The 12,812-nt window shown below is 67.9% G+C and carries 8 protein-coding genes; 2 read left to right on the top strand and 6 right to left on the bottom strand.

The window, feature by feature from the left end:
- Positions 1 to 105: 105 nt before the first annotated feature.
- From ABE423_RS19025 to ABE423_RS19035, 3 genes are read right to left on the bottom strand one after another with little or no spacing between them, the layout of a single operon-like run.
- The gene (locus tag ABE423_RS19025) at positions 106 to 678 is read right to left on the bottom strand and encodes a YceI family protein (protein WP_010482754.1); all 573 of its coding nucleotides are present in this window, start codon (positions 676 to 678) and stop codon (positions 106 to 108) included.
- Positions 679 to 681: 3 nt separating this feature from the next.
- Positions 682 to 1,254 carry a cytochrome b gene (locus ABE423_RS19030; RefSeq protein WP_005410672.1) on the bottom strand — a complete coding sequence of 191 codons (573 nt, stop codon included), beginning with the start codon at positions 1,252 to 1,254 and terminating at the stop codon, positions 682 to 684.
- A gap of 10 nt (positions 1,255 to 1,264) precedes the next feature.
- The gene (locus ABE423_RS19035) at positions 1,265 to 1,897 is read right to left on the bottom strand and encodes a YceI family protein (RefSeq protein WP_032127796.1); all 633 of its coding nucleotides are present in this window, start codon (positions 1,895 to 1,897) and stop codon (positions 1,265 to 1,267) included.
- 166 nt (positions 1,898 to 2,063) lie between these two features.
- Here ABE423_RS19035 and ABE423_RS19040 point away from each other — a divergent pair, with 166 nt between their 5' ends.
- Both ABE423_RS19040 and ABE423_RS19045 read left to right on the top strand, forming a co-directional pair.
- Positions 2,064 to 5,609 carry an ATP-binding protein gene (locus ABE423_RS19040; protein WP_346487170.1) on the top strand — a complete coding sequence of 1,182 codons (3,546 nt, stop codon included), beginning with the start codon at positions 2,064 to 2,066 and terminating at the stop codon, positions 5,607 to 5,609.
- A gap of 96 nt (positions 5,610 to 5,705) precedes the next feature.
- The gene (locus ABE423_RS19045) at positions 5,706 to 9,233 is read left to right on the top strand and encodes an ATP-binding protein (protein ID WP_346487171.1); all 3,528 of its coding nucleotides are present in this window, start codon (positions 5,706 to 5,708) and stop codon (positions 9,231 to 9,233) included.
- A gap of 591 nt (positions 9,234 to 9,824) precedes the next feature.
- Here ABE423_RS19045 and mdtD read toward each other — a convergent pair.
- The 3 genes from mdtD to ABE423_RS19060 all read right to left on the bottom strand — a co-directional run bounded on the left by mdtD (position 9,825) and on the right by ABE423_RS19060 (position 12,675).
- The gene (mdtD, locus tag ABE423_RS19050) at positions 9,825 to 11,234 is read right to left on the bottom strand and encodes a multidrug transporter subunit MdtD (RefSeq protein WP_010482759.1); all 1,410 of its coding nucleotides are present in this window, start codon (positions 11,232 to 11,234) and stop codon (positions 9,825 to 9,827) included.
- Between the two features lie 92 nt (positions 11,235 to 11,326).
- A complete protein-coding gene (hemE, locus tag ABE423_RS19055; RefSeq protein ID WP_032127799.1) occupies positions 11,327 to 12,409 on the bottom strand; it encodes a uroporphyrinogen decarboxylase in 1,083 nt (360 codons plus the stop codon).
- A gap of 26 nt (positions 12,410 to 12,435) precedes the next feature.
- On the bottom strand, positions 12,436 to 12,675 hold the full coding sequence (locus ABE423_RS19060) for a WGR domain-containing protein (RefSeq protein ID WP_032127800.1): 240 nt from the start codon (positions 12,673 to 12,675) through the stop codon (positions 12,436 to 12,438).
- Positions 12,676 to 12,812: the final 137 nt, after the last annotated feature.

A 12,812-nucleotide genomic window follows, 5' to 3' on the forward strand; every position in this document is an offset into this window, starting at 1 on the left:
GGGTGGGCGCGCCGGGGGCCCCCCCCCGCCCGTCGGGGGGGTGGGGGCGCGCCCGCGCCCGCCACCACCGGAGATGATGGCCGGGGCGGTGCCCCGGCCCGTTGATCATTTCGCGTCGAACTTCACGATCGTGCTGATCGCGGTTTCATCCGGGATGGTCTTGGTGTCGGCCCAGTCACCGCTGCCGACGCCGAAGTCCAGGCGCTTGACGGTGGCCTTGCCGGTCAACACCGGCTGGGTGCCCGGCTTCCAGGTGAAGGTAAGGGTGACCGGCTTGCTGACGCCGCGCAGCTCCAGCGTGCCGTCGGCGGCGAACTGGTCGTTGCCCACCGCACGGAAGCCCTTGGCGGTGTAACGCGCAGTGGCGAACTTGCCGACGTTGAAGAAGTCGGCGGTCTGCAGGGTCGAGTCGCGGTCGCTGTTGCCGCTCTTGGCACCGGCCAGCGGAATCACCACGTCCAGCGAACCGGCGGCCGGGTTGGCCGGGTCGAAGCTGAGCTTGGTGGCAAAGCCCGGGAAGCTGCCGGTGAACACTTCGCCGTCGTACTTGGTGGCGAACACCAGGATCGAGCCGGCGCCGGGGGCCTGCGCGTAGTCCGCAGCGAGCGCCGGGGCGGTGGCCAGCATGCCGGCCAGGGCGGCGGCCACGGCGGCCGGAGTGGTCAGTTTCAGGTTCATCGGTCAGTCCTTCTGAGGGGAGGCGAGCCAGCCGCGCGGCAACATGCGGGACAGCGTTGCATCGCGCTGGAACAGGTGGTGGTAGAAGGCAGCGCCGGCATGGGCCAGCACCACCGCGATCAACAGCCAGAAGCCGTATTCGTGGATGGCGTGGGACACCGCGACGACCTGCGGATCCGGGCCACTCAGCTTGGGCACATCAACCAGGCCGAACCAGCGGAACGGGCGCAGGCCACTGGCCGAGTCGTACAGCCAGCCCGACAGCGGGATGGCGAACATCAGCACATACAACAGCACGTGGGTGGCGCTTGCGATGCGCTCCTGCCAGCTGGGCACGCCCGGCACCGGCTTGGGGGCGCCGGCGTACAGGCGCCAGCCGAGGCGGAACAGCACCAGCGCCAGTACGGTGATGCCGATCGACTTGTGTGCGGTGTAGACCCAGAAGTACTTGGGCGTCTTGGGCAGTTCGCCCATGGTCAGGCCGACCACGCCCAGGGCGAGGATCAGCAGTGCGATCAACCAATGCAGGATCTGGCTGACACTCCCCCAGGCGGCGGGGGTGTTCTTGGCGGTCATGAAAGGTCCTCTAGCGGGCCGTCTTGGGGTCGGAGTGCGGAACGGGAGCGGGAGTTCCCGGGGCGTCGCTGCGGTCGAGGGTGGCTTCAGCCTCGATCCTCAGCTGTACTGCATCACCGATGACGCCCGGCCAGGCGGTGATGCCGAACGCGCGCCGGCTCAGCGTGGTGCTGGCGGAAAAACCGGCGGTGCGTCGGAACGGGGGAAGGGGGTAGCGCTTGATGGCGTTGAGGGTCACGTCCAGGGTGACTTCCTGGCTGACGCCGCGCAGGGTCAGGGTACCGATCACGTGCGCACGCTTGGCATCGATCGGTTCGACCCGGCTGGAGACGAAATGTGCCTTCGGGAAACGCTCGCCATCCAGAAGGCTGCGGGCCAGCGTGGCCTGGTTCCATTTGGCATCACCTAGGTCCAATCGCGACACGGGGACCTCGACATCCAGTGTGGCCTCGCGCCAGTTGTCGGGATCGAACTGCAGGCGGCCCTCACTGCCGGAGACCGTCCCCATCGCCTGCGAGTAACCCGCGTGGTCGATGGTGAACAGCACACGCGTATGCACCGGATCGAGGCGATAGGTATCTGCATCCGCCCAGGCGGGGGCGGTGGCGAGCAGCATCGGCAGCAGGGCCAGGCAGGGACGCATCGATGGCGGGCTCCGGAAGGGGGACGTTGCGATCATACGCACAGCCCCCCGCCAACGTTGCGTGCATGGCTGCAACAGTTCGTGGTGGGTCCACCGGTGGAAACAGGCTGTTGCAGCCATGAACCCGGCCCTGTGTGACAATCGGGACAGGACAGGGGGGTTCAGGATGACGAGCGGTTGGCGCCTGTGGTGCCGAGGCATCGCGGGAATGGGGCTGCTGCTGACGGCGTTCGCCACGGCGGCCACGGCCCTCGACATGGCGGAAACACCGCGCCTGCGCCGTTTCGGTGCAGCTGAAGGCATGCCCTCGCGCATGGTGCTGGCGCTGGCCGAGGACCGCCAGGGCCATATCTGGGCGGCCACCGATGGTGGCCTGGTGCGCTATGACGGCGGCAACCTGCGGGTCTGGGAACATGATCCGGAGCAGCCGGGCTCGCTGCCCGGCAACGAGATCGAGACCCTGCTGGTCGATCCCCTGGACCGCGTCTGGGTCGGCATCAATGGCAAGGGCGTGGCCCGGCTGGATGCCGACCGCGAACGCTTCAAGACCTTCGATGCGGTCAACGGCCCCTGCATGAGCCAGTTCTGGACGCTGGCCTACGCCGAGGATGCACTGTGGATCGGCACCAGTGGCCATGGCGTCTGCCGTTTCGGTGAAGACGGCAGCCTGCGCTTCTTCGAGCATGATCCGGCCCGTCCTGGCGGGTTGCCCAGCAATACCATCTACAGCAGCCTTGTCGACGCGCAGGGGCGACTGTGGATCGGCACCGAGGCGGGCATTGCGCGCTGGAACGGGACTGGATTCGAGGCTGTCGCGCCGCGCGAACTGGGGGCGCTGAGTGTGTTGCGCCTGAGCCGCGACCCCGATGGCTCGATCTGGGCCGGCAGCCAGAATGACGGCCTCTACCGTATCGACGCGCAGGACCGGGTCAGCCGTCCGCGCTGGGCCGACAGTGCGCGCCTGCGTTCGGCACTGGTGCTGGCCGATCGCCAGGGCGGTTACTGGGCGGGCACCTCCGATGGCCTGTTGCGTGGAGATGCCAGCATGCTGCGGCGGCTCGACGGCGACCGCGGCAGTGGCTTCCTCACTGCCCAGAGCGGTGTGCTTGATCTGATGCAGGACCATGAGGGCGGATTGTGGGTGGCGCTGCTGACCCAGGGCCTGGCCTACCTGCCGCCGGACTGGCGCCGGTTTTCGATCTGGAACCAGCTTGACGGCAAGCCGCTGGACAGCCAGTACCTGCTGAGTGCAGCCAGTGATGGCCGGAATTACTACGTCGGCTCAGCGCATGGCGTGTACCAGCTGGACGCGCAGGGAGTACTGAAGTTGCTGGCCAGCGATCGCGAGATCGGCAGCGGGGCGGTGTGGTCGGTGCTGCCGCGGCCGGACGGGCGCCTGTGGCTGGGGCGTGCCGGCCGCATCAGCGTGTACGACCCGGCCACCCGCGCGCTGCACGATTGGCATATCGATGGGGGAGCCGATCTGCGCCAGCGCATCGATCTGATGCGGCAGGCCCCCGATGGCACGGTCTGGCTGTCGGTGATGAACCTGGGCCTGCAGCAGCGCAGCGCCGATGGCCGCGTGCTGCGTAGTTACCCGCTGGAGGATCTCCGCAAGACCGCCGATTCACCGGTTGAGCAGATCCGCTTTGATGCACAGGGGAAGGCCTGGGTGATGGGCGACATGGGGATCTGGCGTGAACAGGCCGGGCGCTTCGAAGCGGTGCCGGGCGTTTCGCGCGGGTTGATCTACGATCTGGTGTGGGTGGATCCGCAGCAGCTGTGGCTGGCCCGGCAGGGGGCGCTGGAACGCTACCAATGGGATGGCATGAGCCTGCGCCTGATCCAGCGCATCGATGGCAGTGCTGGCGTACCCTCGGTCAGCATGGGAGGACTGGCGCTGGCCGAAGACGGCCGCCTGTGGGCGACCACGCCACGTGGCCTGCTGCGGTGGGACCCGAAGACGCGCCGCCTGCAGCAGTTCAACGAACGCGATGGCCTGCCCGACGCCGAGTTCACCAGCAGGCCGCCGGCGGTGAATGCCGATGGTCGCGTGCTCGCGGTGGCCCAGACCGGCCTGGTCGTGTTCGATGTGAATGCTGCCGATGCGGTGCTGCCGCCGTCGTCGCTGGTGATCGCCGAGGTCCGCGTGCGGCGCGATGATGCTCGCGGCTGGCAACCGCTGCCGACCACCGGCACGCTGTTGCTGGGGCCGGATGATCGTGATCTGCAGATCGATGCGCGACTGCTTTCCTATGCCAATCCGCAGGGCAACCGTTACCGCTTCCGGGTGCAGGGCTACGACCAGAACTGGGTGGAGCAGGGCGGTGACGGCCAGCGCACGCTGTCGCGGCTGCCGACCGGCAGCTACGTCATTGAAGTCCAGGCGGCAACGGCCAGTGGCACGTGGACGCCTTCACAGCGGTTGCAGGTGAAGGTGCTGCCACCCTGGTGGCGCAGCGGCATGGCGATCTTCGGCTACCTGCTGATCGGCTCGCTGCTGCTGCTTATCCTGGTGTGGTCGATCCGTGCGCGCCTGCGCCGCCGCCAGCAATGGCAGTTGACCGTGCACAAGCAGCAACTGGCAGAGCAGGCCTCCCAGGCCAAGAGCCGGTTCCTGGCCACGCTGGGCCATGAGGTGCGCACGCCGATGACCGGTGTGCTCGGCATGAGCGAGTTGCTGCTGGCCACCCCGCTGGATGCGGTGCAGCGCAGCTATGCAGGCTCGATCCAGCAGGCTGGCAGCCACCTGCTGCGGCTGGTCAATGACGCACTGGATCTGGCCCGCATCGAGGCAGGCCGGCTGGAGCTCGACCTGCGCCCGTTCGATCTGGCTGGCCTGCTCGACCAGGTGCAGGCGTTGATGGAGCCGATGGCGAAGCAGCGCAACCTGGGGTTCCAGCGTGGGGGCGATCCGCCGGGGCCGATCAGCGTCAGCGGCGACGAGATGCGCGTGCGGCAGATCCTGCTCAACCTGCTGGGCAATGCAATCAAGTTCACCGAGCGCGGGCACGTCGGCCTTGCCGTGCGCCTGGAAGAGAACGGTGGCGGACTCTGCTTCGAAGTGCATGACACCGGCCCGGGCATCAACGCCGAACAGCAGGACCGCCTGTTCCATCGCTTCGAACAGGCGGACGGCCCGCGCACCGCGTCGCGCTATGGCGGCAGCGGTTTGGGCCTGGCGATCTGCCAGGAGCTGGCCGTGGCCATGAACGGACGCATCGAAGTGGACAGCCAGCCGGGCAAGGGCGCGCGATTCCGGGTGTGGTTGCCGCTGCCCTGGATCCGGCAGGCCGCCAATGCGCCGGGCGAGTCGCCGGTGCTGCCGGTGCTGCCGCCGCTGCGCATCCTGCTGGTGGAAGATGACGCGACCGTGGCCGAGGTCATCGCCGGCCTGCTGCGTGGCCGTGGCCACGACGTGGTGCACGTGCTGCATGGCCTGGGCGCGCTTTCGGAGATTGCCACCGATGGTTTTGACGTGGGCCTGCTCGATCTCGATCTGCCCGCGCTGGACGGCACCGCCATCGCTCGCCAGCTGCGCACCATGGGCTATGAACTCCCCTTGGTGGCGGTCACCGCGCGCTCCGATGCCTACGCCGAGACCCAGGTCCTGGCGGCCGGGTTCGATGGCTTCCTGCGCAAGCCGGTGACCGGTGACATGCTGGTGACTGCCATTGCCCAGGCGCGCGCAAAACGACAAGCCGCCCTTTGAATGCGCCAGTGCCGGGCGTGAACGGCGCGACTTTCGGTTTACCATGCCGACGCCCGTAGTGCGGGAATCATCAGAAGCAGCGTGAGGAGGCAATCGGTGGTGTATCTGCGGGCGGCGATGCTGCTGCTGGTCCTCCTGTGCTGCCTGTCGCCCGCTGCGGCGCAGCCGGTGCCACCGAGCCCGCGCCAGGTGACGGTGTTCGACGGCTTGCCGTCCAATACCGTGAATCGCATGGCCGAGGATCGTTACGGTTACCTCTGGATCGCCACCAACGACGGTCTGGCCCGCTACGACGGGCGCAACTACCGGATCTGGCGCTCGGAAGACGGCCTGCGCGACAACCGCATCTGGACGGTGCTGGTCGATGCCCGCAACCAGCTCTGGATCGGCACCGAGAACGCGGGCCTGGTACGGATGTCGGCCGATCGCCGCCAGCTGCATTTCTACGACCGCAGCAGCCAGCCGTTGATGGGCACCAACACGGTCTGGAGCCTGGCCACCACGCCGGATGGTTCGGTCTGGTTCGGCACCCACGAAGGTGGTCTGTACCGCCTGGACAACCAGGACCGGCTGCAGCGCTTCCTGCCCGAAGCGAACAACCCACGCAGCCTGCCGGCCGCATCGGTGCCTTATCTGGCAACCCTGGCCGATGGCAGCCTGTGGATCGGCACCAAGCATGGTGTCGCGCGCTGGACCGGCACGGACTTTGAACGGGTTGGTGCCGGCATCGTTCCCAGCCTGCTGATCAATGGCCTGACGGCCGAGCCCGATGGCAGCCTCTGGATCAGCACGATGGCCGGTGCCATCGTGCGTCGTCCCGATGGTCGTTTCGAGGCACCGTCCTGGAAGCTGCCCGAAGGCGAACAGGTGCTGGGCATGATGCTGCGCGACGAGCAGGGCGGGCACTGGCTGGACACCCGCACCGGCCTTGGCCGCGCGGTCGATGGCCAGTACCAGGCCGTGCCGCTGTACAGCGCGGTGGCGCGTGGCCCGGTACGCCCGAACTGGACCGGCGCCTACGAGGATCGCGAGGGGGGCATCTGGCTGGCCAGCACCAACGCCGGCCTGTGGCACCTGCTGCCGCGCTGGTGGCAGTTCTCGGTGCTGTCGCGGCTGGAGGACGACCCGCGCTCGCTGCGCAATGCCTTCGTGCTGGGTACCAGCCCATCCAGCAACGGCGGCATCTGGACGGTCGGCAGCCACGGCGCGCTGGACCGCTTCGATCCGAAGACCGGCCGCATCGAACAGCACCGCACCTGGGTCAACGGCATGCACTGGCTGACCTCGGTGCGCGAGGATCGCCGCGGCCAGGTCTGGATCGGCTCCAACGACGCGCTGCTGCGCTACGACCCGAAGCGGCGAGATCTGCGCCGCTGGGGCCGGGATGCCGCCGCCGACGCGACCATGGAAGGGGTCATCGAATCGATGATGACCTGTGATGGTGACAGCCTCTGGCTGATGCTGCCGTCGGGTCTTCAGCAGCGCGATCTGGATGGGCGCCTGCGGCGCCAGCTGGACAATGGCCAGCGCGGATTGCAGCAGGGCCAGCTCAATCTCGATGTGGAATGCGGGCCGCAGGACCATATCTGGCTGGCCAGCAGCCGAGGCCTGCTGCAGTGGCTGCCGGAAAGCGAGCGCTTCCAGCCGGTGCCGGGCGCACCGGCGACCGCGATCCATGCACTGCACGTGGGCAGCGATGGCCAGGTCTGGCTGTCCGAGGATGGCCGCCTGTCGCGCTACCGCTGGAGCCAGGGCCGGCTGGAGCGGCAGGCCGTGATCGGTGCCGAGCAGGGCTACCCGGCGATCTCCGCTTCGGGGCTGGTGGTCGATGCACAGGGGGTGGCGTGGGCAACCAGCGCGCGTGGCCTGGTGCGCATCGGCGCCGATGGCCAGAGCGTGCGCCTGTATGGCGTGCATGACGGCCTGCCGAGCCAGGAATTCCGCGAGCATACGCTGGTGATGTCGGGAGACGGCCATCTGGTGGCGGGTACGCCGGCCGGTGTGGTGGTGTTCGACCCGGAGCAGGTGCGGCCCTCGATGCGGCGTGCGCCGCTGGTGATCGAGCGGGTGGAGGTGCGCCGCAACGAGCAGGTGCTGGACCTCACCCACGACACGCCGTTGCAGATCGCCGATGGCGACCGCGATCTGCGCATCGTCGCGCGCCTGTTGTCGTTCGCCGATTCGGCGTCCAATACCTATCGTTACCGGTTGGCCGGCTATGACCCGGACTGGGTGGAAGTGGGACCGGCCGGTGAGCGCCTGTTCTCGCGGCTGGCACCGGGCAGCTATCGGCTGGAAGTGCAGGCGCGGTCGGCCGACCATGTCTGGTCACGGGTGCAGAGCCTGGAATTCCGCGTGCAGCCACCGTGGTGGCGCAGCCTGTCCGGCCTGCTGGTGCTGGCCTCGTTCGCGCTGCTGCTGACCAGCTGGTTCGCCTGGCTGTACCGTCGCCGCCTGCAGCGTCGCCACGCCTATCAGCTGGCGCTGCACAAGCAGGAGCTGGCCGAGCAGGCGTCGGCGGCCAAGACCCGCTTCCTGGCCAACCTTGGTCATGAGATCCGCACGCCGATGACCGGTGTGCTCGGCATGAGCGAGCTGCTGCTGTCCTCACCGCTGGATCCGCAGCAGCGCGGCTATACACAATCAATCCGCCACGCCGGCGAGCACCTGCTGCATCTGGTCAACGATGCGCTGGACCTGGCGCGGATCGAATCCGGCCGTCTGGAGTTGCAGTCCAAGCCGTTCGCGCTGAGCTGCCTGCTGCAGGACCTGGCGGCGCTGATGGGCCCGTTGGCTGCACAGAAGGGCCTGCGCTTCACCCTCGACAACCAGTTGCCGCCCGGCCTGCAGGCCACCGGCGACGCGATGCGGGTACGGCAGATCCTGCTGAACCTGCTTTCGAATGCGGTCAAGTTCACCAGCCGTGGCACCATCACCCTGCACGCGCGCAGCGACGCCGAGCTGCGATCGCTGCATTTCGAAGTGCGCGACACCGGCCCCGGCATCAGTCAGGAGCAACAGCAACGCCTGTTCCGCCGCTTCGAGCAGGCCGATGGTGCACGTACCGCGGCGCAGTACGGCGGCAGTGGCCTGGGCCTGGCGATCTGCCGCGAACTGGCGCATGCGATGCAGGGGCGGATCCAGGTGGAGAGCCAGCTCGGTCGCGGCACCTGCTTCGGCGTGACGTTGCCGTTGCCCATGGTGGTCGATGCCGATGCCGAAGCAGATGGTGAAACGCACCGCGAGGACGCGGCCAACATGCCGCCATTGCGGGTACTGCTGGTGGAGGACGACGCGACTGTGGCCGATGTAGTGCGCGGGCTGCTGAGTGCGCGCGGGCACGAGGTGGTACATGCGGGCCATGCGCTGGCGGCACTGCGTGAGATCAGTGCCGGTGATTTCGACGTCGGCCTGCTGGATCTCGACCTGCCGGGCCTGAGCGGCTTCGAGCTGGCCCAGCATCTGCGCAACCAGGGCTACATGCTGCCACTGCTGGCGGTGACCGCGCGTACTGACCCGGACCTGCAGCAGCAGGTGGAGGCGGCCGGCATCGGTGGCTTCCTGCGCAAGCCGGTGACCGGGGAACTGCTGGTGGAAGCGATCGCCCGGGTGATGGGAAGGTAGGGTTTATTGCAGGGCTTGCAGCCCTGCACCTGCAGCAGCAACGTCAACGTCAAAAGCGCGCAATCCGTGGGATGGCGGGGTGGGTCCGGTTGCGGGGGACGCTGCAAGTACATCCATGTAAGCTCGGTCGCCGCTTGCTCGTGTGCGCTGTCCTGCGCACACGGCAAGACCGGGGTTGGGCCTCCTGCCCAACTCGCCCGAGGCATGCCTCGGGCCCATGCGGCTCACGCCCCCACAACCGGACCCACCCCGCCTTCGACAGATTCTCGCGAGGTGCCGACAGTTGCTTTCTGTAGAGCCGAGCCATGCTCGGCTCAGATCTTTCCGATATCGAAATATTCGATTTCGATGAAGTTTCATCCACGCATGGCGTGGATCTACTTACCGTCACCGGGAAACTATCGGGGGTGGGGCGGTGTGGGGCTGCAGGACCGTTGGCGCCATGGATGGCGCCATCGAGCCCCCAAGGATGGGTTTACGGCGTGTCCTGAAGCCCCACACCGCACCGCCCAGCGCACAGCATTCACAGAGCCGGTTTTTGCTGTTGCTGCGGCTTCTAGCGGGTGCAGGGTGCAACCCTGCCGAACCCCCTCACTCCGCGACGTGCTCGACCTGCCGTGGCTCCGGCTTGGTGTCCGGCAGCTGCCAGAAGATCATCGTCGAGGTCAGGGTGATCGCGCCCACGCACAGGAACGTCGCATGCAGTGCCGCGGTGGCGCTGTTGCTGTCCAGGTGATTGCCGAACGCGGCCAGCAGGCTGCCGGCCGCCGCGGCACCGAAACCGGCGGCGAGCATCATCACCATCGACAGCAGGCTGTTGCCGGAACTGGCGAACTCGCGGTCCAGATCCCGCAGCGTCACGGTGTTCATCACGGTGAACTGCAGTGAATTGACCGCGCCGAAGAACGCCAGCTGCAGCAGGCGCCAGGCCAGGTGCTGGCCGGGTGTCATCAGGATGAAGCTGGCCATCGCCAGGCCCACCAGCACGGTGTTCACCATCAACACGCGGCGGTAGCCGTAGCGCTCGACCAGCTTCACCGCCAGCTTCTTCGACACCATGCCGGCCGCCGCCACCGGCACCATCATCAGGCCGGCGTTCATCGGGCCAAGGCCCAGGCCGACCTGCAGCAGCAACGGGATCAGCATCGGCATGGCGCTGCTGCCGATGCGCGAGAACAGGTTGCCAAGGATGCCGATGCGGTAGCTGGGCACGCGGAACAGGGCCAGCGAGAACAACGGCGCGGTGGAGTTGGCGGCATGCAGCCAGTAACCGACCAGTGCGGCCAGGCCGGCCACGGTCATCAGCATCACCAGCGCATGTGGCGTTCCGAGCCCGGAGATGCCGTCCAGCGCCAGCGACAGCACCACCATCGCAAAGGCCAGCATGATGTAGCCGCGCAGGTCGAAACGGGTGCGATGGCTGGCGTAGTGGTCGGGCATGATCTTCATCGCGGCGATGAAACCGATCACGCCGATCGGCAGGTTGATCAGGAACACCCAGTGCCACGACGCGATCTCGACCAGCCAGCCACCCAACGTCGGGCCGATCAACGGGCCGACCAGCGCGGGGATGGCGATGAAGCTCATCGCGCGCAGGAAGTCCTCGCGTGGCACCGAACGCATCACTGCCAGGCGGCCGACCGGCAGCAGCATCGCACCGCCGATACCCTGCAGCACACGTGCCCCAACCAGCTGGTGCAGGTGCTGGGCCAGCGCGCAGGCCAGCGAGCCGAGGGTGAACAGGATGATCGCTACCAGGAAGGTACGACGCGTGCCGTAGCGGTCGGCAATCCAGCCGGAGGCGGGGATGAAAGTGGCCACCGCCAGCGCGTAGCTGAACACCACCGACTGCATCTGCAGCGGGCTTTCTCCCAGGCTGGCCGCCATCGCCGGCAAGGCCGTGTTGACGATGGTCGAGTCCAGCATCTGCATGAAGATCGCCAACGAAACCAGCCACAGCAGGGGGCGCTGGCGGTTGTAGGTCGATGGCGATGTGGACATGGGGTGTGGCCGGTGCAGCGTGGGGGACGTCATGATCGCGCACTGCGGGTCACGGCGCGATCAACATCGCGCCGCAACCGCATGCGCAATGCTCAGCGCTGGCTGTGCGCGTGCACCGCGTCGACCAGCACCTGCACGTGCGCCGGGTCCATGTCCGGCGACATGCCGTGGCCGAGGTTGAACACATGGCCCTCGCGCGAACCGCCGTTGCCGGCGGCATAGGTGTCGAGCACGCGTGCTGCTGCGGCGGCGATCGCATCCGGCGAGGCGTACAGGGTGGTCGGGTCGAGGTTGCCCTGCAGGGCGACGCGGCCGCCAGTGCGGCGCATCGCCTCGTCCAGGTCCAGCGTCCAGTCCAGGCCCAGCGCATCGGCGCCGGTCTGCGACAGCGCTTCCAAGTGCAGGCCGGTGCCCTTGCCGAACAGGATCAGCGGCGTACGCTCGTTGCCTTCGCCGCGCTCCAGGCCCTCGGCGATGCGCTGCAGGTAGCGCAGCGAGAACTCGCGGTACATCGACGGCGACAGCACGCCGCCCCAGGTGTCGAACACCTGCAGCGCCTGTGCACCGGCCGCGCGCTGCGCGCCGAGATAGGCGATCACCGCCTCGGTGGTGACCTCCAGCAGGCGGTGCAGGGCCTGCGGATGGTTCAGTGCCATCGCCTTGATCCGCGCGAAGTCCTTGCTGCCGCCGCCTTCCACCATGTAGCAGGCCAGCGTCCACGGGCTGCCGGAGAAACCGATCAGCGGCACCTGGCCGTCCAGCTCACGGCGGATCAGGCGCACCGCGTCCATCACGTAGCCCAGGTCCTGTTCCATGTCCGGCACCGCCAGTCTGGCGATGGCGGCTTCATCACGCACCGGGTGGCGGAACTTCGGGCCTTCGCCTTCGACGAAGTACAGCTCCAGGCCCATCGCATCGGGAATGGTGAGGATGTCCGAGAACAGGATGGCCGCATCCAGCGGGAAGCGGCGCAGCGGCTGCAGGGTAACCTCGCAGGCAATCTCCGGATTCTTGGCCATGGCCAGGAAGCTGCCGGCCTTGGCTCGGGTCGCGCGGTATTCCGGCAGGTAGCGTCCGGCCTGGCGCATCAGCCAGACGGGGGTGCAGTCCACCGGTTCGCGGCGCAGGGCGCGCAGCAGGCGATCGTTGCGGAGAGGGCTGGTCACGATGGGCATTCCTTGGACGAAAGTTGGCAGCGGCGTCAGTCGCCGTGCGAGAGGATCTGGAAACCGCGATGCAGTTCGGCATCGCGGGCCTTCTCGAAGGCATGGCGGGCTTCGTCGGCCTGCAGGAACAGCTCGCGCCGCAGCTGCGAGCGGCTGCCGACGCGACCGCTCTCGCGCAGCAGTTCCCAGCCGCCGAACAGATCCGGCTGCAGGCTCAGGCGCAGGAAGCGCGGTGCCTGCGCACCGGCGTCGGGATGTTGCAGGTAGACGTGCATGGTGCCGATTGTAGCGGGGCCAGGGTGACCCCGGCCGCAACGCGGTCGTGCCGGCCGCTGGTCGGCAATCCTGCCGCGCAGCCCGGTAGTGGGGGGCGCGCGCCCGCGCCCCCCGGGGGGGGAGATTGAGGCCCCCC

The organism is Stenotrophomonas sp. TWI1409 (genome assembly GCF_039673015.1).
In the GTDB taxonomy this organism is placed as follows: Bacteria; Pseudomonadota; Gammaproteobacteria; order Xanthomonadales; family Xanthomonadaceae; genus Stenotrophomonas; species Stenotrophomonas maltophilia_A.